The sequence below is a fragment of the Lacticaseibacillus brantae DSM 23927 genome (assembly GCF_001436115.1).
GTDB classification, from domain to species: domain Bacteria; phylum Bacillota; class Bacilli; order Lactobacillales; family Lactobacillaceae; genus Lacticaseibacillus; species Lacticaseibacillus brantae.
In genome coordinates this window covers 14,485-40,000 of sequence record NZ_AYZQ01000004.1, presented here as the reverse complement: position 1 = coordinate 40,000, position 25,516 = coordinate 14,485, and the positions used below count along the sequence as shown (strand labels likewise).

Here is a 25,516-nt window from a genome sequence, read left to right as displayed (position 1 = left end):
TAATATGATGGATTGGAATGGAATAGTTCAAGCGATTTTGTCACCAGGACCACAAGTTGTTGTATCGGCTTTAATCATGATCTTAGGTTTTATCTTTGGGATGAAAGCCTCACGGGCAATACTATCAGGTCTTTATCTTGGGGTTGGTTTTGTCGGGATGACCATGGCAATTAATGCGTTAGTTGCTGCAGTCAGCCCAGCTGCTAAAGCATTAGCTACAAACACTGGTATCAATCTTCCCACTGTCGATTTTGGCTGGACGGGCGCTGCTGCCATTACGTGGGCTTGGCCACTGGCCTTCGTGTTCTTTGCCGTTGAGATTGGTGTAAACGTTATCATGTTACTCACCAAGACGACAGATACAATTAACGCCGATATGTGGAACGTTTGGGGTATTGCATTGACAGCCTATATGGTTTACTCATTCACTGGAAACTATGTTTGGGCATTCGTGGCTGGCGCCATCCAAGTGGCTATCATGCTTAAATTAGGCGATATGTGGCGCGATGAAATTCACGATATGCTGGGTTACCCAGGGGTTACAACAACCCACATTGAAGCTTTCACCGCTATCATTATGTGGCCGATAAACAGGTTGATGGACTTCATCCCCGTCTTCAACACTCAATGGGATGCTAAGGCACTTAAAAAGAAGATTGGGATTCTTTCGGAACCAGTTGTCATGGGCTTCATTATTGGTTTGATTTTGGCTTTGGCCGGTCGGTATTCCGTCGGTAACGCCCTCAATCTAGCAGTTACCACCGGTGCTATCATGGCAATCTTCCCGGTAATGGCCAAGTTCTTTATGGACTCATTAACACCTTTCGGTACAACCATGAGCAATTTTATGAAGAAGCGCTTCAAAAACCGTGATTTTGTCATTGGACTCGATTGGCCAATTCTCGGTCAGAGTACTGAACTGTGGGTAACAATGGTGATTCTTATTCCTGTCAGCATTATCTATGCAGCAATTCTGCCAGGTAATACAATTCTCCCATTCGCCGGTGTTATCAATTACAGCTTAGGTGTTGGCGGATTGTTACTGACTGGTGGTAACTTGCTCCGGATGGTAGTTCTAGGCGTAATCTACGAACCATTATTCCTCTACGGTGCTAGTTATTTCTCAAATGTCTTCACCGACTTGGCAAAGTCAACAAAAGCAATCCAGGTTCCAGCTGGGTCACAGGTCTCTTGGAGCTCAATTGAAGCCCCTGATCTTCGCTACCTGATGGCAACTGCCTTTCAGGGGCACTGGATTCAAATTGTTCTTCTCATCATGTTGATCGCGCTGTTCTGGTTGGTTTACCGGAGTTTCAAGAAGAATCCTATCCCAGCTCAGCGTTACAAGAAAGCGGCTAGTAAAGAAGCGACTGCAACTGAAGATACAACAGCTCAGGCCAAAGCTTGATTGGAGGCAACCGAATGTCTAAGGAAAGTAAGAGAGAAAAAATCTTATGGACTGCCATCGCTTTCCTGGCCTTTGCAATCTTTTTTACAGCGATGACATCAAGAATTTACTGGCTAAACGCTTTTGTGATTCCGTTAGGCTTGCTCGTGAAATACAGAGGCGATGCTGCGTTGTTTGCTAAGAATCGTAAAAAAAGGGAATTTTTAAAGGAAGATTTAGTCAAAGCAGGAGTATTCAAGGGGTCACCAAAAAAGGAAGGTAATTAATTATGATTAGTGCACCTGAAGGCCGTATTATTTTTGAACATGAACGTGAAGATTTGGCTAAGATCGTTAAAGTTATCATGGAACGGGATGATACAAATATTGCTGGTGGGAACTTCTCCTTTAAAGTAACTGGAGATGACGGCAAAGACTACATCATCATGACACCTACTATGATGTCGCAAGCTTATCTTGGTGAACTCAGTCCGTCACAAATTCTCGTTGTAGAACCTCACACAAGAAAGATAATTGCCGGCGAAGGCGAACTCACTCGTGAAATTAACATGCACGAAGCAGTTTACGATGCTAACCCAGATATCCGGGCCGTTCTACACTCACACGCCAAAAATTCGATGTTTTGGGCTACCAGCGGACTGAACGAACCTAATGTCACTGAAGCAACACAAAAGCTCGGGCCAATTGAGACTCTTGACTTTGAGCCAAACTGCTCTGAACCTTTAGCAGAACTGGTGGCCTCTCATGTGGCAGAGATTGGCGATGCTGCACTCATGCACATGTATCTTTTGAATAGTCACGGAGTTCTGATTACAGTTGGTCAGAAAGACAAAGTCATGGACGGATTGTCAGCAATTCATCAGGCATTGGCTATTGTAGATACAACCGAATGGAACGCTGAGATTGCGTACAAACAAGCCATCTTCCAAAAATTGGGCTTGCTTGATGGTTTTTACTCCAAGGGTGATCGCATCGGTGATCTGGAAGATCTTATGAATAATCGTCCAGTTTATAACCGTGGAACAGTGGCAGTCGGAGACTAATCCATCCCGATAGCACGCCTAGTTCCGCAAAGATGACCGGGTTCACGATAATAACTCAAACTACCCCTAAATTGTTAGATTTACCATCTAACAATTTAGGGGTAGTTTTTTTCGTTTCAAAAGTTTACAGCCAGAAAACATCAATCTGTTTGAAAAATAAACTACACGCTAATAGTCTCGTGCCTAGTCTAAATTATCAAAAAGATAGCCAATTAATGCTCGGACAGTACTTGAGCGGCGTTTCATAGTGCTTTCACTAATTTGAAGCCTTTGATCCTTCATCACTTGAATAATATCTTCATCCGTCAATGGCTCGGTTTGTTTTAACTGCAACTCGATGAGGCTATTAAAAACTGCACTTCTTAGCAGTCCAGCAGCCATGAGTTCTGTCCGTTTTGAACCAGTTGCCTTAGCATATTCCGTGCCCAGCGAGGTGGTTTTGAAAATTCCTGTAGCATCCTTATCGGCGAATCCAAAATAGCGTAAAACATTGTAATAGTAGCCTGCTTGGCGTGGAGAATACTTGTTTTGTGCAACAAACGCTTCAGTGGTTCCTGAAGTGAAAGTCTCCTCTTGCCCATCAACATTCAAAACGACTTTCGGAGCTTGCAAGCTCTCAATCAAATCTGACATAACGTATACGTTATTGGCCTGTGGAAATGGAATCGGATCTGCATCGTTGGCAGGTTCGCCAATTGGCTGGGTCTTTGCGGTTAAATCAGACAATTCAGGCATTGAGAAGACCTCTCCCTCACTCAATCTAAAGCGAAATTGGTGTTTCAATTCCAATGAGTTGTACATCGTTAAGTCTTTAAATTCATATAAATTAAAGATGAATGTATCATTTGAATAGATGAAATACGCAGCCAATATCCGCTTGTGTACATTCCGTTCTTTCAACATCTGCTGATAGATCAGCGTTGGGATGTAGATTTGCCGGACATTGAAATCTTTCGGTGCCTTCATCTTAGACTCTAAAATGAGAGCTGTGTCCTCAGTTTCATACAGACCATCAATTTCAGATTGCCAGCCATCAATTTCCACCGATTTAAAAGGTCCCCCAAAGGTTTCGATGTCAAAATCCAGCGTGCCCGTCCCCTTCTTGCCGCTCAATGTCGAAATCGGTGGGTCATCAACACCCATAACAATTTTAAGCATGCCCGTGACGTCTGCAACGGCCTGGGCAGTGGGCTCACTAGTCAACTTGGTCGGATCAATCCCGACGATCCAATCAGGAAAATATCGCTTATAGATTTCGCCAGATTCGTATTTAAGTTCTTGGTACATCTTAAAATCTGAAATTTTATAGTGATCGTGACCGATCGGCATAATAGACAGATCATTTGCGCGAAAGACATTCGGCTGGTCAACTGAAAAATCAAATTTCAGTAAATTCCGGGCGTCAGGTGCATTTTCATGGAATCTTTCTGCGTAATGTTCTCTAACTACCCTATTAATTGTGTTGGCTGTAATGACAAATTCTCCCGATCTCGCAATCGTATCGGCAATATGTAATTCCTCGAACAGAATATCCCACGCTTTGTCAACCTTTCGATCTCGTGCGAGGTCAGAAGAAAGTTTCTTAAGTTCCACTATGATGCCACCCTTCAAAAGAAATTATATACAAGGATCGTAATTACTGTTAAAATCTTGTTAGCGAATACGAAAAGGAGATTGCCATGACGACTGTCAAGGAGATAGCCCTGTCCCAGGGCATGACTATGAAAGATCTGGCTAAAAAGTCGGGTATTACTTACACAACATTGATGTCCATGGTTCAGAAGCCCGTCGATACTTGGAAGACGCAAAACCAGGTTAAAGTCTCCTCTGCGCTTGGGGAGGATATTATCGCAAGTGCGAAGATTCAAGCCCCCACGCCGTTTATTAAATGGGTTGGCGGAAAACGCCAATTGCTTCCTCAACTAAAAAAATATATTCCGAACAATTTTGAAACTTATTTCGAGCCCTTCGTCGGAGGCGGGGCACTGTTACTCGCCCTACAGCCAGAAAGAGCTGTGATCAATGATTTCAATCCTGACCTTTACTTTGCCTGGAGCGCCGTGAAGGAAGATCTACACCACCTCACGGAATTATTGGCGGTTCATCAAAACAAGAATAGTAAAGAATATTACTTGGATATCCGCTCCATGGATCGTGACGGAAGAATTGTAAGGCTGTCCGATACTGAACGAGCCGCCCGTTTTATTTATATGAACAAAACCGGCTTTAATGGGTTGTGGCGAGTCAATTCAAAGGGTCAAAATAATGTTCCTTTTGGAACTTACACCAACCCGCAAATCGTCCCACCTTCACTCCCTTATGTCTCAAAATATTTGAGTCGCAATGATGTTCAAATCTTCAACCTCGATTATCAAGACATTATGGATTCAGCCAAGCAAAACGATTTTGTGTACTTTGATCCCCCATATATCCCGGTTAATCTGACCTCCACCTTCACCAGCTATACAGCAGGCGGATTTGGCTTGGTTCAACAAGAGGAGTTACGAGACCTCGCCCTTGAACTTGCCAGCGATGGTGTTTCTGTGATGTTGTCCAACGCGGACGTGCCATTGACGAAAGAACTTTATCAAGACAAAGCCTTTAAGATACACCATGTAAAGGCCAATAGAGCCATCAATAGTAAAGCCACCGGACGCGGAAAGATTGGTGAAGTCATTATTACTACGTACTAGGCGGAAGCTTAATCGCAGCCTAACAGTTCTAATGATATCATCCAACACTATATAGAACAAAACCCCCTGCGGACAAATGTCCACAGGGGGTTTCTATTTCTCCCGGCCAGATCTACTGAGCAGCTACTAACCTGTGAACTCGAAGTCCTACCGGCCCGCTTCCAGACTTCACCACACGCATCTACCTTACTGCCTCTAATTCCGATACGGAAACACATCCGCCAAATCTAGGCCTTGGCTGGCAAATACACTACTCGTCATGGCTGTGACTAATTCGGCGATTTTGTCAGGGCTCTGGATTGGCGTTTCACCAAGCCATGCCATCACGACCCCGATATGCGCGTTGACAACATAATGGCTGAGAACATTGCTTAAGGTTGAATCATTAGTTTGACGATAGATAAACTTCTGATAGTCATCAATCCCAATCTGGCTCAGCTCATAGTGGAATCGTGGCCACACGTAACTATTGTTGAAGGTTTTGAAATAAATGGCGTTGTCGTAGATGTAGCCAAAATAATGCTGATAGAATTTCCGGGGTGAGCTGGCACTGTACTTGGCCGCTCCCGAGAGTCCCTCCATATAATGATCCAATACCCATTGGAAGAAACTTTCTTTCGTCTCAAAAACCCGATAAAAGGTTGAACGACTCACGTCAGCTTTTGAAATGAGTTCTGATACTTTAATGTTTTCGACTGGTTCAGTCGCTAAAAGATAGGCCAGAGCGGTTAATAATTTTTGTTTACTGATTGATAGTTTTTCCATAAGTGAAACAGAATCTGTAATTCTGTACCTCCCTTCTGGCATGAGGTTGACTTACAATAGCAATATAAAAGAATTCCAATGTGCTTCTAAGTCTGCAACGAAACAACAAAATGAAGCATGCCGCAACTATTTAGAACTCGCTAGCGCGTGCTCAAAGTAAATTTTAGGAGAAAAATAATGGCATATCAACAACCACGTTTAGATCACGACAGTGCCGCCTTTAAAGCGGCAGCTCAAGCCGAGCAGGAACTTTTAAGGGCTTATGATTTAGAAGAAACAGAACATTGGTTTACCTATGAGAAAGAAAATCTGCGTCTCCGTGTGTCCGAGATTGGCACTGGCGCGCCCGTTTTAGTCGTGCCTGGCAATACCGGCGACATGTTCCCCTTCATTCCACTGATTGCCCAGATGAAAGAAAACAAATTCTTCCTCTTCAATCGCCCTGGTGGCGGGCTGAGTGATGGTATGAATCATCAAAAAGTTGACATCCGTCCCTTTATTATCGACTTATTTGATCACCTTTTAGATGAATTACATCTCGACAAGGTCACAATTATGGCACACTCCATGGGCTGTCACTGGACTTTATGGTACGCCATGGCTCGCCCAGAACGGATCGAGAAATTAGTCTTGATTGGGAATCCCGGTCGGGTCATGTTAGGTAAAACGCCACTGCCACTCAAGCTAATGGTGATGCCAGTTGTCGGTGAGTTTGCCGTCAAAAAGATGGTGCCGAAAGACTATGATCATGCCTTGAACGGTTTGAAAATGATGGGCACGAGCGAACAAGCGATGAATGGTCTCCCGAAAGCCTTTCGTGAATGTTATTATCGATTCCAGAATTTGCCATACTATCAAGAATCCACCCTGTCCTTGCTACGGACATTCAATGCCAATTCTACCAATGAAATCGAAGCGAATGAGTTAGCAAATCTAAACTTTCCTGTTGAAATGATTTGGGGCGTCAATGATACCTTTGCGACCGTCGATAAAGGCAAAGAGATTGCGGCTGCATTTCCCAATTGTCAATTTCAACTGATTCAAAATGCCGGGCACATGCCTTGGCTTGATCAGCCAGCCCAGGTTGGCCAGCTGACGTCAGACTTCATTGCTTAAATCAAAAGGGACCCGTTATTGGTTCCCTTTTTTCGTGCCAAGAAACATAATAGCTGCCACACAAAAACCCCTGCGGACAAATGTCCACAGGGGTTTTCTGCGTTCTCCAAAGAGATAATCGAAAGATTAACGCTTTGAGAATTGTGAAGCTTTACGGGCCTTCTTGAGACCTGGCTTCTTACGTTCCTTCATACGAGGGTCACGTGTAAGCATGCCGGCGCGCTTAAGAGGACCGCGGAAATCAGGGTCAACAGTTAAGAGTGCACGAGCGATACCATGACGGGTAGCACCAGATTGACCAGAGAAGCCACCGCCGATAACGTTAACGAGAACGTCATAGCTGCCGGTAGTTTCTGTGATACCAAATGGTTGCACCATATCAGTAATCAGGTTTTCATATGGAAGATAGTCACGAACGTCTTTACCGTTCATAGTGATCTTACCGTTACCAGGAACTAAACGTACCCGAGCAACAGAGTTTTTGCGACGACCAGTGCCGCTGTATGAGACTTGTGCCACAGTAGTTTCCTCCTTAAATTAGGTTTGTGATGTCCAATACTTCAGGGCTTTGAGCAGCATGTGGGTGATCTTCACCAGCGTACACATGAAGCTTCAAGAATTGTTGGTGACCAAGAGTGTTCTTGGTTGGCAACATTTTCTTAACTGAGTATTCAACTAAGCGAGCTGGGTTGTCCCGTAAGAGATCGCCAGCAACTTCTTGCTTCAAACCACCTGGATGTTGACTGTGACGGTAGTAAATCTTGTCAGAGGCCTTTTTGCCTGTTAACTTCAACTTGGAAGCGTTGATGACGATGACGTTATCACCAGTATCAACGTTTGGGGTAAAGGTAGGCTTGTTTTTACCACGTAAAATAGAAGCCACGACAGAAGATAAACGACCTAAGGCGATATCTGTTGCGTCGATAACATACCATTTACGTTCGATTTCGTTTGGCTTAGCCATGAAAGTTGTACGCACGATTTGTTTCCTCCAATAATCTGTGTTTGTTTGACACTCAATAAGTTTCCGGGGCCTATCGTGGGGCAAACAATACCAGCTACTAATGTAACAAGAATTCAGCCTCAAGTCAATCTAAAAAAAGTCAGGCGTTATCCTGATAGTACTGTGCCTGCGCATTAAAAAGCTCAGCGTAGAGCCCGTTTTCGGCCATAAGGCTCTCATGCGTTCCCTGAGCAACAAGTTTAGCCTGATTGAAAACATAAATTTTCTGACTGAATCGAGTGGAACTCATCCGGTGAGAAACGTACAACCCTGTTTTACCTTGAATCATCTGATCAAAGTTCTGGTACACAGCCACCTCAGCCAGTGGGTCTAAAGCAGCAGTCGGCTCATCTAAAACCAGAAACTCTGGCTGCTGATAAATGGCCCGAGCAATTGCTAGCTTCTGCGCCTCGCCGCCAGACAAGCTGACGCCCTGTGCATCCAGCTCCCGTGTGGCAGGTGTCCGACTGCCAGCGGGTAAATCAGCAACCCGATCAGCCAGTCCGCTGAGGCGCAAGCTATCGTCAAGCTCCTGACGCCGTGGCGATGTGCCAGCAACAATATTCTCCGCTATCGAGGTCGCGAACACAAAGAAATCCTGGGCCACGACGCCAAATAATCGCTGATAGGCGATGTGATCTAATTGTTGAACGTCCTCACCATTAAAGAGAATCCGGCCACTCGTTGGTTTAATGAGCCCAATGAGTAGTTTCACAAAAGTAGATTTACCACTACCATTGGGCCCGACAACGGCGATTCGTTCCCCTTCGTCAATTCGAAGATTAATGTCATCTAAAGCCAACCCCGTTTGCCCACGATAACGGTAACTAACATGTTCAAACTGAATCCGGAATTTAGCAGTTTCCTTCAATGGCAATCCGGGTTGGGCGCCGACTTCACCCATAGCCATAAATTCGGTGTAATCGTCGATTGTCCGCATGGCAGCCCGCCGATTCCCCCACGCATTAAACAGCCCAGACAACGCCAGAATCAATACTTGCAGATATCCGACGCTAGCTACCACAAAGCCGACTGAAATTGCCCCTGTCAATGCTTTGCTGGCTACTAAAATATACAACGCACCCACACAGGCACCTGTAATCAAGCCCGGCATCCCAGCAAGCTGATTGTACTTCAATTGCAACTCGGTATCAGTGCTCACACCTGCTATAACCTGCTTATTGGCCTCATCAAGAAAACTATCTTTGGGATCAAACAAACGTAGTGTTTTCGCCACAGAGACGCTCTTGAAGGCAATTTCGAAATAATATGAGAGGACCTGATTCAGTTTGATATTGGCTGCAAAGAACGCGTCCAGTACTGCACTTCCACGCTTCGAGAAGAATACCGCCGCAAGTAGCGGCAAAACAACGAGAATCACTAACACAACTATGAAAAAAGGCGAATTAACGAAACCCGCCAAAACCGTTTGCTGAGGGCTCCGGCTCACCAGCAAGGTCACAACCAGCCCAGCGGCTAACACACTGGTTGTGACTAACGTAACCAATTGATTTAAGAACGAATTGATATAAATCTCAAATCCCCCAGTGAATTGCAGACCTGTTTTGGTCGCACTATATCGATTTCGAAATTCGCCATCGATGAACGTCGTGTAATCGACCTCGACAAGATGCTTAGCCATATTAGACCGTGCGCGCATATTGAGCGCCTGGCTTTGCAACCTGGCATTCACGGCCAACCACTGGCCGATTGCGTTCAATAAGAAAACGACCATCACAAATGCACCTAGTAAGAAGAACCCAGTCTGCTTGGCCTGGCCGCCAACCAACTGATTAATAAAGACCCCTAAAAAGCTGAGACTCACAAAACTTGTCAGGCTGGCAACGACTGCACTAAGCAGTTGGAGTAACACAATATGAGGATAAAGTTGATTCGCCGCCTGTAAGTTTCGACGAACATGGCGCAACGAGTGAAAAGCATTCTGTCGACTAAGCATGCTGATCACCGCCTTCAGCATAATATTGCCGCTGAGCGTTAAACAGCGCTCGGTAATCTGAACTTGTCTGCAGTAATTGCGCGTGTGTGCCTTCGGCAATGATGCGACCGGCTCGCATGAAGAAAATGCGATCGGCGAAACCAGTTGAGGCCAACCGGTGCGAGATGAATAGGCTTGTTCTACCTTTGACTAAGTGTTGAATTTGTTGGTAAAGCTGACTCTCAGCTAGGGCATCGAGCGCCGCCGTGGGCTCATCTAAAATGACCATGGGGGCAGCATGGTAAACCATCCGCGCTAACATCAACTTTTCGGTCTCGCCACCTGATAACGACACGCCATCTGAACTCAAATACTGGGTCATCTCAGTCGCTTCTTGATCTGGCAATGCTGCGATGCGGTCATAGAGTCCGGCCTGACTAAGGGCCTGACGGACGCTTTCGACTGAGGGGTCGCGACTAACGCTCACATTTTGTTGGACATCGGCGGCAAAAATCACATTATCTTGAAACATCGTCGAAAAATAGGCCAGAATTTCAGCAGTAGTCAGATTGTTGATTGATTGGTCGTTGAAAAATATCTCCCCGCTAGTTGGTCGAATCATCCCCATTAGCAACATGGTGAGGGTCGTCTTACCCGCGCCATTACTGCCTACCAGGGCAATCGATTCCCCCGACCTAATCGTGAAGCTCAAATCATCGATAATCACCTGGTCCCCATAACTAAAGGAGACATGATTGAAGATGACCTTTAACCCTTGCCTTGTGATTGCCGGAGATAGCACCGAATCTTCCGCCCCTTCGTAGGTCTCGATGAACTGGCGACCAATCGTTAAATCGGTATTTGCTCGCAAAAACTCACTTAAAGCCAAACTGCTCGCTCTAACGAGGCCTTCGATGGTGCTCAATAAGACAAAATAAAACGTAAATTGGCCGACGCTTTGATGACCATTGATTGTTAACCAGAGCAGCCAGCCATATACAGTCAACATTCGTAACGCCGAAATGCCACTAATCAGTAATTCAATCAACTGCTGGTGCCGATTGACGACCCGTTCCAGCCCGAGAATTTCAGCCTGCAACTTATCAATATTCTGAATCATCAACCCATCGAAATGAAACAATCGCATATCTTCACTGGCCTGACTCGAAAACGCAGTTTCAAAGAAATAATTCTGGCGAAAATAGAGCTGATTCAGCTTTGCTGACGCCTGCGTGCGGAACTGATTCAGCTGGTATAAGGCAACGAGAGTCAGGGCAATGGTGCCGACTAATACCCCGGGGATCCACCAGGCTAGGGTTAGGCTAATCACTATGATAATGACCGCGATAAGGCACGATTCTAAAAGTTGAGTGCCTGCCGTCACAAAGGGCCCAACGCCACGCTCATCATCTTCAAAACCTCTCTTGGCACTTTCAGCCCGCTGTGCTTGAATGGTCGGATTAGTCTGCACCAGATATGGAAGATTCAGAAATGTCTTAGCATCCTTAAGGCTTAATTGCATTCGTAGAGCAATAGTGCCCCAAAGCGTGGCGGTAGTATTTTGATCATAAAACCAGCTGGCCAAGGCCAAACCTGCCACAAGTGCCATAATCCCCACTAACGGTAATACCTGCGGCTGAGTCAGCAGATTGATGACAACTGCGGGTATTGATGCGCCACCAATCACAATTATCAAATTGAGGCCGAGCCCCGCAAATGTCTGTCTGCGTATGCGACCACTACCAGGCTGTCGCCGCAGCCAGGCAAGATTCGCGAGAATTGTCCGGACTTGTTCTCCCATTGCGCACCTCCTCCAAAGTTTTCCAATGATTAAAGAAAGATTAGAGTTATCGAAGGAAAATGTCAATGTTTTTAATATTCAATAGTAAACTTCCTTCAAGTACAGCCCGGATGCCGGTGCCGTACCACGCGCTTGCTGGCGATCCTTGACCTCAAACAGGCGGATAAAATCATGCACATCGCGGCGACCGTTGCCAATTTCAAGCGAAGTGGCGACCAGAATCCGGACCATATTGTACAAGAAACCGTTCCCGTAAAACTCAAATACCAAGTCATTCTGCTCTGGCTTTTCCACCACGGTGGCCTCATAAATCGTGCGCACCTTATCCACAATCACCCCACCGCTGGCGGCAAAACTGGTGAAATCGTGGGTACCAATCAAGTCTTGCAAGGCCAACTCGATCCGACTGACATCCAGCGGATACGGATAGTGGCCGGTATACAGCCGATTAAACGGGTCGGTGTAGCGTCCGCGTGCCACGCGGTACAAGTAGCGTTTGCCCTTGGCGGAAAAACGCGCGTGGAAATCCTCAGGCACAATCTCAGCTTGTAAAATTTCAATATCCAACGGCATGAGGCTATTCATGGCCCGTAACATACTGGGCGCAGGAATGTCGCCGGGATACTCAAATGAAATCACTTGACCCAGCGCGTGGACGCCTGAATCGGTCCTTCCTGAGCCGTCTACATGGACTGGGATACCTTTCGTCATCTTGGCCAGGGCCTTCTCCAAAACGCCCTGAACGGTCCGCTGCTTTGGCTGAACCTGATACCCGGCAAAATTGGTGCCATCATAAGCCAGGGTTAGTTTGTAATGCGTCATTGTGTCTCCTTCATTCAAAAAAGCTGCTACCTTAATTGATTAGTCCAGATTTTTATCAAATGCATCGCCAGTCTTCTCCAAAGCAATAAGCTCATCAAGCACTGTGCCCGGTGTCTTATCGAGTGCTCTCGCAACATAGATAATAACATGGGTAGTAATGCCACCAGCTGTCGTATAGCCCGCCGCACGTTGTAATTTTGATGGTGTAACGCCATTAGCTTTGGCCACACTATAACGAGTCGCGCTGTTCATTTCCAAGTAACGGTCTAATAAACCCATACGCCCTCCAAATTATAAAATCTATCCGGTTTGTCCGAAATTTCTATAGCTATCAGTATATCGAATTTTCGGCTAATAGTAATGCCCCTCATACAAAAAAGGCTGCGGCGATAGGCTGCAGCCTTTACTGTTAGTTTTTCAGTAGCACCAGTGCGACGGTCAATGCGACCATGAAGACGCCAGCGATGATATCACTATTGTGGTACTTGAGAACCCGGAACTTGGTCCGATTGTCACCGCCTTGGTAACCGCGAGATTCCATGGCTGTCGCCAAGTCCTCTGCAGTCGTAAAGCTGCTGACAAAGAGTGGAATCAACAGTGGCACAACGGCCTTCATCTGTTGGAAAATATTCCCGGTCCCGAAGTCCACCCCACGCGCGCGCTGGGCATTCATAATCTTGGTGGTCTGATCCATCAAGGTTGGCACAAAGCGCAAGGCAATCTGGAGCACAAGGGCCAATTCTACCACTGGGAAATGCAGCAGCTTCAATGGTTTGAGGAGCGATTCCACAGCGTCGGCCAATGACAATGGTTGGGTCGTTAACGTCAGCAATGTGGACATGAAGATAATGAGGACAAATCGCATAAAGATATATGCCCCATTAATCAGCCCGTACTCCGTCAGCCAGAACCATCCCCAGTGGAAGTAAACCGTTCCGCCACGCGAGAATAGAATTTGCAGCGTGACAGTGAACAGAATCAACCATATCAAGGGGCGCACGCCGCGCAGGAAGAAGCTGATGTTAATTTTTGAAAGATAGATAATAAATAAGGTCACGATAAACATCAACAAGTACGTCTGCCAATTATTGGCTAAGAAGATAATCCCAATGTAGTAAAAGCTGGCGAGCAGCTTCGTGCGGGGATCCAAATGATGCACCCACGAGTCACCAGGCACATACCGGCCTAAAAGTAATTTATTCATGGCTAGCACCTCCCAGTTGTGGGACGAGCTGGTCGGCCAATTCTTGTTCGGTCAGTGGCATTGGGTTGAAGCTGAAACCTTTATTCACTAAGTCCTGTGCCATTTGGGTTGTAGTCGGTAACCCTAATTGCTTCTCTTGGAGCCACGCTGGGTCGGCGAAAATCTCCCGCGGGCTGCCAGTTTTGATCAAATGGCCCTGCTCCATCACTAAAACATGATCAGCATAGTCGGCCACGTCATCCATTTGATGCGTGACCAGCACAATGGTCAGCCCTTGTTCGCGATGCAAGCGTTCAAACATGGCCATCATTTCATGACGACCGGCAGGGTCCAGGCCGGCTGTGGGTTCATCGAGAACCAGAACTTCTGGCTGCATGGCCAAAACGCCAGCAATCGCCACTCGGCGCATTTGCCCACCAGATAAATCAAAAGGCGATTTGTCCAAGACATCCTCTGGTAAGCCAACAAGTTTGACCATCCGCTTGGCTAAGTCTTGGGCATCGGCATCACTGACACCGAAGTTTTTCGGGCCGAAAGCAATGTCGCGGGCAACGGTTTGTTCAAACAATTGGTTCTCGGCAAATTGGAAGACCATCCCCACTTTTTGCCGCAGGGGTTTGAGATTCTTATTGCTTGTCTCCTTGGTGATGGTGAAATCGCCAATCGTGACAGAGCCGGCGGTGGGCTTGAGCAACGCGTTCAAATGTTGCAACAGCGTCGACTTCCCGCTCCCGGTGTGGCCGATGATGGCAGTATAGCTCCCATCATGAATGGTGACGGAGACGTCTTTAATCCCGTCGCCGGCAAATGGTGTCCCTGCTTGATAGGTAAAATCTACATGGTCGAATGTAATGTCCACAGGTAATCCACCAGCCTTTCTTCATTCAAATAGCCATCTGGGAGCTTCACGCCCCGCTCACTCAAGGCTTCTTTTAATTTAGCCGCATACGGTACGTCTAAGCCCAATTCCAGGAGTTCAGAACCGTGGGCGAAGATTTCTTCTGGCGTGCCCACTTCTTTAATCTGACCATCGTTGAGCAGAATAATTCGATGGGCACCGGCAGCCTCTTCAATATCGTGAGTAATTGATAATACGGTTAAGCCCAGCTCATCCCGCAACTGATTAATCGTCGCCAATACTTCTTGGCGACCAGCCGGGTCCAGCATGGACGTTGATTCATCAAGAATAATAATTTCCGGTTGTTGGGCAATAATCCCAGCGATGGCGACGCGTTGTTTCTGGCCTCCAGACAGACGCGCCGGTTCGCGATCGGCGAAATCCGTCATTTTCACGCGCGCGAGGGCATCTTTGACGCGCTCAACCATTTCTGGTCGGGGCACGCCCCGATTCTCCAAACCAAAAGCAATATCATCTGCCACCGTTGCGCCAACAAACTGGTTATCTGGATTCTGAAAGACAATCCCGATTTTAGAACGGATATCCCAAACGGTGTCTTCCGACAGGGTCATGCCGGCAACTTCAACGGTGCCTGAGTCAGGTGCCAGCAAGCCATTGAGGTTCTTGGCCAGGGTACTTTTCCCGCTCCCGTTGTGGCCAATGATAGCGACCCATTCGCCAGCCGCGACGTCAAAATTAATATCATTGAGTGCTAAGCGGTCTGAGTCCGCATAGTGATAATTTAGATGTGATACCGAAATCGCGTTGTCCACAAGGCCACCCCTTTTATCCGTTTTACAACGAGACTATCTTACCATATTCATGCGCAAAATGGCGGTTTCATGCTAAATGTCTTGTCAGAAACCTGTGCGGGACAAATTAAGTGTCGAACATCAAACCTAGTGATATACTTCACGTATATTTCACCATGAAAGGGTGTTCAAAATGACAAAGACAGCAATTGTAACTGGTGGCGGCCAAGGGATTGGCCAAGGAATCGCATTGCAACTGGCACAAGACGGCTTCAATATCGTGATTGCGGATTTAAATCCAACCACAGCCGCAGACACAGTGACCCAAGTTGAGGCCCTAGGTGTTAAAGGCCTCGCCGTCCAAACAGATGTTTCAGACGAAACCAGTGTCAACGCCATGGTTGTCGCAGCCAAGAACGCTTTTGACACCATTGACGTATTAGTTAATAACGCCGGCATCGCCCAAGTGGGAACGATTGAAGAAACTAGTGCTGCTGATTTCGACAAAATTTTCAAGATTAACGTTAATAGCGTCTTCTACGGCATCAAGGCCGTCGCCCCAATCATGCGCGCACAAGGCAAGGGTAAGATTATCAACGCCAGCTCTATTGCCGGCCATGAAGGGATGGAACTCCTCGGCCCTTATTCTGCAACCAAGTTTGCCATCCGTGGCTTGACCCAATCAGCCGCACAAGAATTAGCCAAAGACCATATTACTGTCAATGGTTATGCCCCCGGAATTGTCCTGACCCCAATGTGGGATCTGATTGATAAGCGGATGTCAGAAATCCACAATGTGCCAATCGGCCAATCATTGCACGATTATATCCAAAGCATCGCTCTGGGCCGTGGCGAACATCCCCAAGATATTGCCAACCTGGTCAGCTTCTTAGCCAGTGATAAGGCTGATTACATTACCGGTCAAACGTACGTCGTCGATGGCGGCATCCGCTACATTTAACGCAGCATCACCACGCACTCTTGCCCATGGCATAGTGATGACAACCAAAAAGGAGGTGCGACAAAACCAAGTTTTGTCACACCTCCTTTTATTTGTGGTCTAAGTCTTGGGCAAATCGCCAGATAAAAGCGGCGGCTAAAGCAGTAATCATCATGAGCGCAAAACTGACCAACCAGCCTGAATGAGCTGGACCAGCATAGGCGGGCCCGAACTGATATTGTCCACCAGGAATAATCACTTGCAGCTGTTGGACCCCTAGAAACCCAACAAACGGCAAAATGAAAAGCAAAGTCCAAGCCGGTGCAACAGCCAGTGCCTGATCAATGGCATGAATCTGTAGACCGTGACCGCCAATAACCACCGCCATCGCCATCAGCAACATGGCTTCAATCATCAACCAACTCAGCATCACCGTGCTCATCGCCCCCAGCCAGTTGCTGGTCCACACAAGATTTGCCTCCGGGTAAAGTTGGGCGGCGCCAATAATCACAGCTGTGTATAACGTCGCGGTGACCACGCTTGATCCAATGACATCTGTGAGTAAATAGCCTTTAGATGCCGTGCTCCAGGTCGCGCGGCTGATGAAGTACACGGTGATGAACACGAAGCCAAACACGCCAGAAAGCCAGTCAACGCTGATGCCACCGCCTTGATGGACCCACATCGTCGGTAATAACAGGAACCCTGGTCCCATTGCCCCTGGTTGAACCACTGCGGCTCGTAAGTAGACCGTCAGCACTTCGATAAGCGCCCAACCAATAGCCAATATTGCCCCTAGTTGCCAACCCAATATCTTTTTCATCATTACACCTCGTTACCATCATTATACGCACATCTGCGCGTTAGTTATCCCCAGCTGTGGATTGATCACCATCCAGTGCTTGGGCCAAGCGTTGCGTTAGCCACAGTCCCAACGCGAATAACACAATCAGGCCAGCCACCACTAACCAAGTTGAGGTGGCTGCCGTACTAAATGACCAGCCGACTTGATAATAGCCACCAGGAATGGCGAGTCGGGTGCTCCGGTACTGTGCGGCACTTAGCAAGACCACCACTAGCACGAAAATAATTGCAGGCGCATTTGCGCGTTGAAACTCGACTGCCCGCAGGCGCTGAGCGTGTTGGCCCAACACCACCGCACTGGCCAGCAATAGAATGGTTTCGGTCAATAGCCAGAACAGCAAGAATAGCATGCTGCCTCCGAGCCAATTACTTGTCCACTGCAGGTGAACTTCCGGATAAAATTGTGCGGCGATTGTCACAAGCACTGTGTATAAACCAGACGCCATGACAGTTGAACCGATCACATCTGTGAATAAATACCCCTTAGAGGCCGTCTTCCACGTAAACCTGTTGATAAAATATACGGAGACAATGACAAATCCCAGAATTCCGCTGATCCAATCCACAGCCGCAGCCCCAGTCGGACTGACATACATGTTGGGAATAATCAAACCACCAGATGAGCTATCCTTTTGGGAGATTAATAGGCGAAGATAAACACTCAACACTTCCACAGCAGTCCAACCGATCGCAAAAATTAACCCAAATTGCCACCCTAGTAATTTCTTCATCGCAATTCACATCCTTCTACCAGCACTATACCTGCCAGTATCCGGAAACACAAAAAAAGTGACGCCTGCGCGCCACTTTGCATTTAATTACCGTCGTTTACGGGTCCCAATAATGGCTGAAACAATCAGAACGACAATAATCGCACCGATAATCGCCGGAAAGATTGCCAGGCCAGCAGCATGAGGCCCCCAGCTGCCCAACAGCATCGTCCCTAGCCAGGCCCCGACAAGTCCGCCCAGGATATTACCAACCCAACCACCAGGCATATCACGGCCAACAATCATACTACCAATGGCACCGATAATGGCGCCGATAATCAAAAGCCAGATGAAATGTAACATAATAATTCCTCCTTATGAATGGCTTATATTAAGCATAACTGATTGACCACCGCCAATGCACACAAAAAGCCGCCCCAACAGAATTGAGGCGGCTAAACGTGTTCACACGCTGGGTTGTCCTCATCGAACAACTCTAATATGTAAAAAAATCATTTAATGATGGAGAAACTGGGTTGCCCCAGCACTCGCAAGCTAGACTAGGCCAGCAGAAACCTCTGCCTCGGATAAAATCCGTACCGAAAGGTAGCCAACATCGTAACGCTCCATCGATCAAATGATCAAAGTGAGATCACCACAAGGGTGAACTCGGATATTTAATTAGACAAGTTCAATGATGACCATAGGGGCACCATCACCACGACGAGGCGCAGTCTTCATAATGCGGGTGTAACCGCCTTTACGATCTGCGTAACGAGGAGCGATGTCACTGAACAACTTTTGCAATGCAGATTGAACGACAACAGTGTCGCCATCTTCACGGATGTCAGCAACTTCATTACGAACGAATGCAGCTGCTTGACGACGTGAATGCAAGTCGCCGTGCTTACCAAGGGTAATCATCTTTTCAGTAGTTGAACGGATTTCCTTGGCACGTGCTTCAGTGGTCACAATGCGTTCGTTGATTAACAAGTCAGTCGTTAAATCACGAAGCATTGCTTTACGTTGAGAGCTTGTCCGCCCTAATTTACGGTAACTCATGAGTTGGCCTCCTTTGCTGTTTTAGTCTTCGTTACGTAAGCCTAAGCCCAAGTCAGATAACTTGTTCTTCACTTCTTCAAGTGATTTACGACCTAAGTTACGAACCTTCATCATATCGGCTTCTGTTTTGTTGGTTAACTCTTGAACGGTGTTGATTCCAGCACGCTTCAAGCAGTTGTAAGAACGAACAGACAAGTCAAGCTCTTCGATGGTCATCTCAAGCATCTTTTCCTTGTGTGTTTCTTCCTTCTCAACCATAATTTCAGCGTTCTTAGCTTCATCGGTCAAGTTAACAAAGATATCTAAATGTTCAGTCAGAATCTTCGCGGCCAAGCTGATAGCTTCACGGGGACTGATGGAACCATTGGTCCAAACGTCCAGCGTTAACTTATCAAAGTCATTACGCCGACCAACCCGGGTGCTTTCAACCTGGTAGTTAACCCGACTGATCGGGGTGAAAATCGAGTCGATTGGCAAGACCCCAATTGGCATGTCATCAACTTTATTTTGATCAGCTGCCACATACCCGCGACCTTTTTTAATTGTCATGCGGACGTGGAAGTGACCACCTTCTGCAACTGTACAAATGTACTGCTCAGGATTTAGCACCTCAACATCACTGTCAGCGACAATGTCTGCAGCCGTGACGGTTGCAGGACCTTGAACGTCGATTTCAACAGTCTTATCTTCGTCGCCTTCAATCTTCAATGCTAATTCCTTAACATTCAAGATGATTTGCGTCACATCTTCAAGCACGCCATCGATTGTCGAGAATTCATGCACGACGCCATCGATTTGGATGCTGCTAACAGCAGCCCCTGGCAGAGAAGACAATAAGATCCGCCGTAACGAGTTCCCTAAAGTTGTCCCATAGCCACGTTCAAGTGGTTCAACGACAAACTTACCATAATTGGTCCCTTCATCAACCTTAGTGATGTTTGGCTTTTCAAATTCGATCATCTAGTCTGTACCCCTTTCAAAACGAGAAGTGAAGTTTTGCATACCCGACCAATTCGCGGTCGCAGGGTAACAATTATACACGACGACGCTTTGGAGGACGAGAACCGTTATGTGGCACAGGAGTCACATCGCGGATTGCAGTGACTTCAAGACCAGTTGCTTGAAGTGAACGGATAGCTGCTTCACGACCAGAACCAGGACCCTTAACTGCAACTTCAACAGACTTCATCCCGTGTTCCATTGCTTCTTTACCAGCAGCTTCAGCAGCCATTTGTGCAGCAAATGGTGTTGACTTACGGCTACCCTTGAAACCAAGAGCACCAGCTGATGACCAAGAAATCGCGTTCCCACGAGGGTCGGTAATCATAACCAACGTATTGTTAAACGTTGAGTGAATATGTGCCACACCGGATTCGATATGTTTACGAACACGGCGCTTACGGCTTGTCTTACGTGTTGCCATCGATCATACCTCCTTTAATTATTTCTTCTTACCAGCAATGGTAACTTTCTTACCCTTACGAGTACGAGCGTTGTTCTTGGTATTTTGACCACGAACAGGCAATCCGCGACGATGACGGATACCACGATAAGAACCGATTTCTTGCAGACGCTTGATGTTCAAGCTAACTTCACGACGTAAGTCACCTTCAACACGGTAGTTGTCGACAACTGCACGAATCTTATCTTCTTGATCTGGTGTTAAGTCATCTTGACGAGTGGTTTCTGGAACGCCTGCTTCTTTAAGAATCTTTTGAGCAGTCGTCTTACCAATCCCGAAGATGTACGTTAACGCAATGACGATTTGCTTACCACGGGGTAAGTCCACACCTGCGATACGAGCCATGTAACTGACACCTCCTATTGATTTAAATGATTATCCTTGGCGTTGCTTATGCTTTGGGTTTGCAGAGCAAATGATCATGACGCGTCCTTTACGACGAACGACCTTGCAGTGCTCACACATCTTTTTAACAGATGGACGTACTTTCATGTTTATATAGCCTCCTCAGGTTGGCAACTACTTGAAACGATACGTGATTCGGCCCTTGGTTAAGTCATACGGAGATAATTCCACCGTTACACGATCACCAGGCAGGATCCGAATGTAGTGCATCCGAATTTTACCTGAAACATGGGCCAGAATTGTTGCACCATTTTCAAGTTCGACTTTAAACATCGCGTTGGGTAAGGTATCCACCACGGTGCCTTGAATTTCAATTACATCGTCTTTTGCCACGTAAAATATTCCTCCTAAATTTTGGGTCCACGCAGTACGCGCGAAAAGGGTGAGGCCAAATAGCACTCACCGCGTATACCGCGATATTGTACCATAAATATTCGGCTTTGAAAACTGCCGTGAGGACGGTGCAAAAGACGAGTCATCTACTTTGCAACGGTAGTCAGAATTTTCTGAATCTCGGCAAACACTTTATCGATGGCTTGATCACCATCAACTGTATACAACACATTGCGTTCCTTATAGAAGTCAAGCAATGGGGTGTTCATTTCGATGTTCACTTTCAAACGATTCTTCACTGTTTCTGGCTTGTCGTCTTCACGTTGGAAGAACTCATGACCGCCACAACGGTCGCAAGTGCCGGCAACCTTAGGGGGATTGTATAACTTATGATACGTTGCCCCACAGGTTTTACAGATAAACCGCCCAGACAGGCGATCAACCAAGATTTGCGGATCAACATCAATGTTGATAACCGCGTCCAAAGGCTTGTTCAAATCAGCAGTGATTTGTTCAAGTGCTTCAGCTTGTTGGATGGTCCGAGGGAAACCGTCGAGCATGTAGCCTGAATCAGTATCAGGTTCACCCAACCGATCCTTAACAATGCCATCGGTTACTGAGTCGGGAACAAGTTGTCCCTGATCAATGTAACGTTTTGCTTCCAGACCGAGGTCTGTGCCGGCAGCCATGGCTGCACGGAACATATCACCCGTACTGATATGGGCGATTTGGTAAGCATCGACAATGCGTTCTGCCTGAGTCCCTTTACCTGCACCGGGAAGTCCCATTAAGATGAGATTCACGTTGCATCCTCCTCATTGTTTGCTTGCGTTAGTCTTTGACGAGATCGCCTTGAATGAAACCGACATATTCGCGTTTCATCAATAACCCATCCAATTGACGGACCAGTTCAATGGCTGTCATCACAACAATCAATAAACTTGTCCCACCCAATCCGATTGATTGTGGCAGGCCCCAAATATTAGCGGCAAGCTGTGGTAATAGTGCAACCACACCGAGGAACAAAGCCCCTACGGTTGATAGCCGCATTAGTAAGCCTGAAAGGAACTTCTCAGTCCCCTTCCCTGGCCAAACACCAGGAATGTAACTGCCTTGCTTGGTTAAGTTCTCGGCCACCTTCTCTGGGTTCACTTGCACGAACGCATAGAAGAAAGTGAATAAGACAATCAGTAACGTATACAATGCAGTCCCAATTGGCTTTTGCATGTTGAAAATGTTGGTCAAAGTGATGTACCAGCCATCATTACCGTGACTGCTTTGGAAAGCCATCAGGATGGTTTGTGGTGTCACAATGAACGAGCTGGCGAAGATAACCGGAATCACCCCAGCGACATTAACCTTCAAAGGTAAGTAGCTGTTTGAACCCGCGTTGGTCACCCGACGCGTGTATTGAATCGGAATCTTACGATTGGCTTGTTGAACCCAGGTGACAAACGCAACCACCAACATAATGATGATTGCCAAGCCAACGAGGAACAAAATGCCTTGCCAGCGAGAACCAGCATCGACGTTGATCACGTTATCACGGACCAATTCGTAAACGCCGTTTGGCAGGCGAGCGATAATCCCAGCGAAGATGATGAGGGAAATCCCGTTCCCTAATCCCTTATCTGTAATCTGCTCACCCATCCAGGTCAGCAACATGGTCCCACCAGTCAGGATGATCCCGATAGTGACATAGGTTGAGACACTTGGGTTGCGAACCAACCCGAGACTACTCAACTGTTGGAACCCGGCTGTAATCCCTAATGCTTGAACGAACCCTAGTACAATCGTGAGGTAACGGGTCGCCTGATTCAGCTTACGCCGACCAGTTTCCCCTTGCTTACTCCATTCAACGAACTTGGGTAAAATGTCCATTTGCAAAAGCTGAACCACAATTTGAGCCGTGATGTACGGGGAAACCCCCATGGAAAAAATCGAGTAATTCGATAAACCCCCACCACTAACAGTATCCAATAATGGAATCAAACCTGTTTGGCCAATTTCTGTTAGAGCTCTGGCATTTACACCAGGTACGGAAATTTGTGCCCCTAATCGATAGACCAGTAAAACGCCTAAGGTAAAGAGAATCTTGTTACGAATCTCCTTAACCTTGAGCGCGTTTCTGAGGGTCGATAACATTAGATCACCTCAATTGAACCGCCTGCAGCAACAACGGCTTCTTTAGCTGCGTTTGATGCGTGATTGACCTTGATAGAAAGCTTCTTCTCAAGTGAACCGTTAGCAAGTAACTTGATTCCATCACGTTCGTTCTTAACAAGACCAGCTTCAACTAAGAGGGCTGGTGTTACTTCTGTACCGTCTTCAAACCGGTTTAAGTCAGCAATGTTGACCACGGCAAAGACTTTACGGTTGATGTTGTTAAATCCACGTTTTGGCATCCGGCGGAATAATGGCATCTGGCCACCTTCAAACCCGAGACGAGTTTTACCACCTTGGCGAGCTAATTGACCCTTTTGGCCACGACCAGCAGTCTTACCTTGACCACTAGAAGTACCACGGCCAAGCCGCTTGCGTGAGTGACGTGAACCTTCACTAGGCTTTAATTCATGTAACTTCATGCTCTGAGGCACCTCCTTGTTAATTGATTTGCGTATTAGTCCTTAATTTCTTCAACAGAAACCAAGTGTGCAATTTGGAAAATAGCACCACGAGTAGCTGCATTATCAGGCTTCACAACGGAACTGTTTACCCGACCAAGACCTAATTCCTTAACAATTTTGCGTTGCTTAGGGAGACGGTGGACAGCACTACGGGTCAAAGTGATTTTTAATTGAGCCATGGTAAATCCTCCTAGTCTTGTAATTGAGAAACAGAGATGCCACGAAGGTCGGCAACTTGTTGAACAGTCTTTAATTGGCTAAGACCGTCAATGGTTGCACGGATCATGTTGATTGGCGTGTTACGGCCAAGTGACTTACTGGTAACATCGTTGATACCTGCAAGTTCCATGACGGCACGAACCGCGCCACCAGCAGCAACCCCGGACCCTTCAACGGCAGGCTTCAAGAGAACTTCACCTGCACCGAAGTGACCAATAACTTCATGAGGAATAGTTGTGCCAACGATTGGGACTTCGATAAGGTTCTTCTTAGCGTCTTCAATCGCCTTACGAATTGCTTCTGGCACTTCTTGCGCTTTACCGGTACCAAAGCCAACGTGACCGTGCTTATCACCAACGATTGCAATAGCAGCAAAACGCAGACGACGACCACCTTTGACAACTTTGGTGACCCGGTTGATCGATACAACACGATCTTCTAAGTCCAACTGAGCTGGATCAATAAATGATGATGATGCCATGTGTCGGTTATCCTCCTTTGTATTAGAATTCGAGGCCGTTTTCGCGAGCAGCTTCAGCTAAAGCAGCAACGCGACCATGATAGAGATACCCACCACGGTCAAAGACCACAACTTTATGACCAGCAGCAACGCCGCGCTTGGCGATTAATTCACCAACAGCAGCAGCTGAGTCAGTCTTGTTTAAATCAGCTGAAATTTCTTTATCAAGAGTGGAGGCACTTGCTAGCGTCACACCCGCTACGTCATCAATTAATTGCGCGTAGATGTTTTTGTTAGAACGGAAAATGTTCAAGCGTGGGCGCTCGCTCGTACCAGAAATCTTACCCCGGACGCGTGAGTGACGACGTTGCCGAGTTTTGTTTTTATCTGGCTTTGAAATCACAATGTTCACCTCTTGTTTAGATTAATATGAAACGACTACTTACCAGTCTTACCTTCCTTACGACGGACGTTTTCGTCTGTGTAACGAATACCCTTACCTTTATAAGGTTCTGGGGAACGGACTGCACGGATTTCGGCAGCAAATTGACCAACAACTTGCTTACTGATCCCGCTGATAAGAATGTTAGTGTTACTTGGAACTTCAATGGTAATGCCTTCTGGGGCTTCCATTTCAACTGGATGAGAGTAACCAACATTCAGTACTAACTTCTTACCTTGCAATTGGGCACGGTAACCAACACCAACCAGGGTCAAGGACTTCTGGTAACCATCAGTTACCCCTACAACCATGTTGTTTAAGTTGGCCCGCATTGTGCCGTGAATTGCTTTGTATGAATCATTAGGGCGAGTGAAATTGATTTCGCTGCCTTCTTGATGCATCTCGATTTCAGGAACAAAAGTACGGGTTAATTCACCCTTTGGCCCCTTAACTGTAATATCGTCACCATTCTTGGTTACGGTAACACCAGCAGGGATATTAATAACTTTATAACCGATACGACTCACTTGTGGGCACCTCCTTTTAGATTAA

Annotated in this window: 33 protein-coding genes; 6 read left to right on the top strand and 27 right to left on the bottom strand. The window is 46.8% G+C overall.

Annotation, left to right across the window (positions count from 1 at the left end):
* Window positions 1-7: 7 nt before the first annotated feature.
* Genes FC34_RS07640 through FC34_RS07630 form a run of 3 tightly spaced genes read left to right on the top strand, consistent with a single transcriptional unit; the run spans window position 8 to window position 2,450 of the window.
* Window positions 8-1,408: a PTS galactitol transporter subunit IIC gene (locus FC34_RS07640; protein ID WP_057894830.1), complete on the top strand. Its 1,401-nt coding sequence runs from the start codon at window positions 8-10 to the stop codon at window positions 1,406-1,408.
* Window positions 1,409-1,422: 14 nt separating this feature from the next.
* Window positions 1,423-1,674 (top strand): hypothetical protein, encoded by a 252-nt coding sequence (locus FC34_RS07635; RefSeq protein WP_057894829.1) that lies wholly within the window; start codon window positions 1,423-1,425, stop codon window positions 1,672-1,674.
* Window positions 1,675-1,676: 2 nt separating this feature from the next.
* Entirely contained in the window at window positions 1,677-2,450 is a 774-nt protein-coding gene (locus tag FC34_RS07630) for a class II aldolase/adducin family protein (RefSeq protein ID WP_057894828.1), read from the top strand.
* 183 nt (window positions 2,451-2,633) lie between these two features.
* Here the strand turns inward: FC34_RS07630 and FC34_RS07625 are convergent, their stop codons facing one another.
* The gene (locus tag FC34_RS07625; RefSeq protein ID WP_057894827.1) at window positions 2,634-4,043 is read right to left on the bottom strand and encodes a type II restriction enzyme; all 1,410 of its coding nucleotides are present in this window, start codon (window positions 4,041-4,043) and stop codon (window positions 2,634-2,636) included.
* Window positions 4,044-4,129: 86 nt separating this feature from the next.
* Here FC34_RS07625 and FC34_RS07620 point away from each other — a divergent pair, with 86 nt between their 5' ends.
* Window positions 4,130-5,143, top strand: a complete 1,014-nt coding sequence (locus tag FC34_RS07620; protein ID WP_420805044.1) for a Dam family site-specific DNA-(adenine-N6)-methyltransferase — start codon at window positions 4,130-4,132, stop codon at window positions 5,141-5,143.
* Between the two features lie 195 nt (window positions 5,144-5,338).
* Here the strand turns inward: FC34_RS07620 and FC34_RS07615 are convergent, their stop codons facing one another.
* Window positions 5,339-5,908: a TetR/AcrR family transcriptional regulator gene (locus FC34_RS07615; RefSeq protein ID WP_057894826.1), complete on the bottom strand. Its 570-nt coding sequence runs from the start codon at window positions 5,906-5,908 to the stop codon at window positions 5,339-5,341.
* A gap of 177 nt (window positions 5,909-6,085) precedes the next feature.
* Between FC34_RS07615 and FC34_RS07610 the strand changes: the two genes are divergently transcribed.
* A complete protein-coding gene (locus tag FC34_RS07610) occupies window positions 6,086-7,024 on the top strand; it encodes an alpha/beta fold hydrolase (RefSeq protein ID WP_057894825.1) in 939 nt (312 codons plus the stop codon).
* Window positions 7,025-7,150: 126 nt separating this feature from the next.
* Here the strand turns inward: FC34_RS07610 and rpsI are convergent, their stop codons facing one another.
* The 9 genes from rpsI to FC34_RS07565 form a co-directional block, all read right to left on the bottom strand.
* Window positions 7,151-7,543 carry a 30S ribosomal protein S9 gene (rpsI, locus tag FC34_RS07605; RefSeq protein WP_057894824.1) on the bottom strand — a complete coding sequence of 131 codons (393 nt, stop codon included), beginning with the start codon at window positions 7,541-7,543 and terminating at the stop codon, window positions 7,151-7,153.
* A 13-nt stretch (window positions 7,544-7,556) separates the two neighbouring features.
* Window positions 7,557-8,003, bottom strand: coding sequence for a 50S ribosomal protein L13 (gene rplM / locus FC34_RS07600; protein ID WP_057894823.1), 447 nt, complete (start codon window positions 8,001-8,003; stop codon window positions 7,557-7,559).
* Window positions 8,004-8,127: 124 nt separating this feature from the next.
* A complete protein-coding gene (locus FC34_RS07595; RefSeq protein ID WP_057894822.1) occupies window positions 8,128-9,984 on the bottom strand; it encodes an ABC transporter ATP-binding protein in 1,857 nt (618 codons plus the stop codon).
* Entirely contained in the window at window positions 9,977-11,764 is a 1,788-nt protein-coding gene (locus FC34_RS07590; protein WP_057894821.1) for an ABC transporter ATP-binding protein, read from the bottom strand. The genes FC34_RS07595 and FC34_RS07590 overlap by 8 nt, the downstream gene beginning before the upstream one ends.
* A 78-nt stretch (window positions 11,765-11,842) precedes the next feature.
* Window positions 11,843-12,586: a tRNA pseudouridine(38-40) synthase TruA gene (truA, locus tag FC34_RS07585; RefSeq protein WP_057894820.1), complete on the bottom strand. Its 744-nt coding sequence runs from the start codon at window positions 12,584-12,586 to the stop codon at window positions 11,843-11,845.
* A gap of 39 nt (window positions 12,587-12,625) precedes the next feature.
* Window positions 12,626-12,865: a hypothetical protein gene (locus FC34_RS07580; RefSeq protein WP_057894819.1), complete on the bottom strand. Its 240-nt coding sequence runs from the start codon at window positions 12,863-12,865 to the stop codon at window positions 12,626-12,628.
* 130 nt (window positions 12,866-12,995) lie between these two features.
* Window positions 12,996-13,790: an energy-coupling factor transporter transmembrane component T family protein gene (locus FC34_RS07575; RefSeq protein ID WP_057894818.1), complete on the bottom strand. Its 795-nt coding sequence runs from the start codon at window positions 13,788-13,790 to the stop codon at window positions 12,996-12,998.
* Window positions 13,783-14,649, bottom strand: coding sequence for an energy-coupling factor ABC transporter ATP-binding protein (locus FC34_RS07570; RefSeq protein ID WP_057894817.1), 867 nt, complete (start codon window positions 14,647-14,649; stop codon window positions 13,783-13,785). The genes FC34_RS07575 and FC34_RS07570 overlap by 8 nt, the downstream gene beginning before the upstream one ends.
* The gene (locus FC34_RS07565; RefSeq protein WP_057894816.1) at window positions 14,625-15,461 is read right to left on the bottom strand and encodes an energy-coupling factor ABC transporter ATP-binding protein; all 837 of its coding nucleotides are present in this window, start codon (window positions 15,459-15,461) and stop codon (window positions 14,625-14,627) included. Before FC34_RS07565 ends, FC34_RS07570 begins: the two co-directional genes overlap by 25 nt.
* Before the next feature lie 172 nt (window positions 15,462-15,633).
* Here FC34_RS07565 and FC34_RS07560 point away from each other — a divergent pair, with 172 nt between their 5' ends.
* Window positions 15,634-16,401 (top strand): acetoin reductase, encoded by a 768-nt coding sequence (locus FC34_RS07560; RefSeq protein WP_057894815.1) that lies wholly within the window; start codon window positions 15,634-15,636, stop codon window positions 16,399-16,401.
* A gap of 88 nt (window positions 16,402-16,489) precedes the next feature.
* Here the strand turns inward: FC34_RS07560 and FC34_RS07555 are convergent, their stop codons facing one another.
* From FC34_RS07555 to rplF, 16 genes are all read right to left on the bottom strand, one after another.
* Window positions 16,490-17,206 carry a hypothetical protein gene (locus FC34_RS07555; RefSeq protein WP_157052274.1) on the bottom strand — a complete coding sequence of 239 codons (717 nt, stop codon included), beginning with the start codon at window positions 17,204-17,206 and terminating at the stop codon, window positions 16,490-16,492.
* A 37-nt stretch (window positions 17,207-17,243) separates the two neighbouring features.
* Window positions 17,244-17,975: a hypothetical protein gene (locus FC34_RS07550; RefSeq protein ID WP_057894813.1), complete on the bottom strand. Its 732-nt coding sequence runs from the start codon at window positions 17,973-17,975 to the stop codon at window positions 17,244-17,246.
* A gap of 87 nt (window positions 17,976-18,062) precedes the next feature.
* A complete protein-coding gene (locus FC34_RS07545; RefSeq protein ID WP_057894812.1) occupies window positions 18,063-18,317 on the bottom strand; it encodes a GlsB/YeaQ/YmgE family stress response membrane protein in 255 nt (84 codons plus the stop codon).
* A 318-nt stretch (window positions 18,318-18,635) separates the two neighbouring features.
* Window positions 18,636-19,016, bottom strand: coding sequence for a 50S ribosomal protein L17 (rplQ, locus tag FC34_RS07540; protein ID WP_057894811.1), 381 nt, complete (start codon window positions 19,014-19,016; stop codon window positions 18,636-18,638).
* Between the two features lie 21 nt (window positions 19,017-19,037).
* Window positions 19,038-19,976, bottom strand: a complete 939-nt coding sequence (locus FC34_RS07535; protein ID WP_057894810.1) for a DNA-directed RNA polymerase subunit alpha — start codon at window positions 19,974-19,976, stop codon at window positions 19,038-19,040.
* A gap of 73 nt (window positions 19,977-20,049) precedes the next feature.
* Window positions 20,050-20,439 (bottom strand): 30S ribosomal protein S11, encoded by a 390-nt coding sequence (rpsK, locus tag FC34_RS07530; RefSeq protein ID WP_057894809.1) that lies wholly within the window; start codon window positions 20,437-20,439, stop codon window positions 20,050-20,052.
* Window positions 20,440-20,457: 18 nt separating this feature from the next.
* On the bottom strand, window positions 20,458-20,823 hold the full coding sequence (gene rpsM, locus FC34_RS07525; RefSeq protein WP_057894808.1) for a 30S ribosomal protein S13: 366 nt from the start codon (window positions 20,821-20,823) through the stop codon (window positions 20,458-20,460).
* A gap of 30 nt (window positions 20,824-20,853) precedes the next feature.
* A complete protein-coding gene (gene rpmJ, locus FC34_RS09565) occupies window positions 20,854-20,970 on the bottom strand; it encodes a 50S ribosomal protein L36 (RefSeq protein ID WP_003567518.1) in 117 nt (38 codons plus the stop codon).
* Between the two features lie 27 nt (window positions 20,971-20,997).
* The gene (infA, locus tag FC34_RS07520) at window positions 20,998-21,216 is read right to left on the bottom strand and encodes a translation initiation factor IF-1 (protein WP_054717703.1); all 219 of its coding nucleotides are present in this window, start codon (window positions 21,214-21,216) and stop codon (window positions 20,998-21,000) included.
* 146 nt (window positions 21,217-21,362) lie between these two features.
* On the bottom strand, window positions 21,363-22,019 hold the full coding sequence (locus FC34_RS07515) for an adenylate kinase (RefSeq protein ID WP_057894807.1): 657 nt from the start codon (window positions 22,017-22,019) through the stop codon (window positions 21,363-21,365).
* 28 nt (window positions 22,020-22,047) lie between these two features.
* Window positions 22,048-23,361 (bottom strand): preprotein translocase subunit SecY, encoded by a 1,314-nt coding sequence (gene secY, locus FC34_RS07510; RefSeq protein WP_057894806.1) that lies wholly within the window; start codon window positions 23,359-23,361, stop codon window positions 22,048-22,050.
* Window positions 23,361-23,801, bottom strand: coding sequence for a 50S ribosomal protein L15 (rplO, locus tag FC34_RS07505; protein ID WP_057894805.1), 441 nt, complete (start codon window positions 23,799-23,801; stop codon window positions 23,361-23,363). Before rplO ends, secY begins: the two co-directional genes overlap by 1 nt.
* 35 nt (window positions 23,802-23,836) lie before the next feature.
* Window positions 23,837-24,022, bottom strand: coding sequence for a 50S ribosomal protein L30 (rpmD, locus tag FC34_RS07500; protein ID WP_057894804.1), 186 nt, complete (start codon window positions 24,020-24,022; stop codon window positions 23,837-23,839).
* 11 nt (window positions 24,023-24,033) lie between these two features.
* On the bottom strand, window positions 24,034-24,543 hold the full coding sequence (gene rpsE / locus FC34_RS07495) for a 30S ribosomal protein S5 (RefSeq protein ID WP_057894803.1): 510 nt from the start codon (window positions 24,541-24,543) through the stop codon (window positions 24,034-24,036).
* Window positions 24,544-24,565: 22 nt separating this feature from the next.
* Window positions 24,566-24,925, bottom strand: coding sequence for a 50S ribosomal protein L18 (rplR, locus tag FC34_RS07490; RefSeq protein ID WP_083479294.1), 360 nt, complete (start codon window positions 24,923-24,925; stop codon window positions 24,566-24,568).
* A gap of 35 nt (window positions 24,926-24,960) precedes the next feature.
* Window positions 24,961-25,491, bottom strand: a complete 531-nt coding sequence (gene rplF, locus FC34_RS07485; RefSeq protein WP_057894801.1) for a 50S ribosomal protein L6 — start codon at window positions 25,489-25,491, stop codon at window positions 24,961-24,963.
* Window positions 25,492-25,516 lie beyond the last annotated feature (25 nt).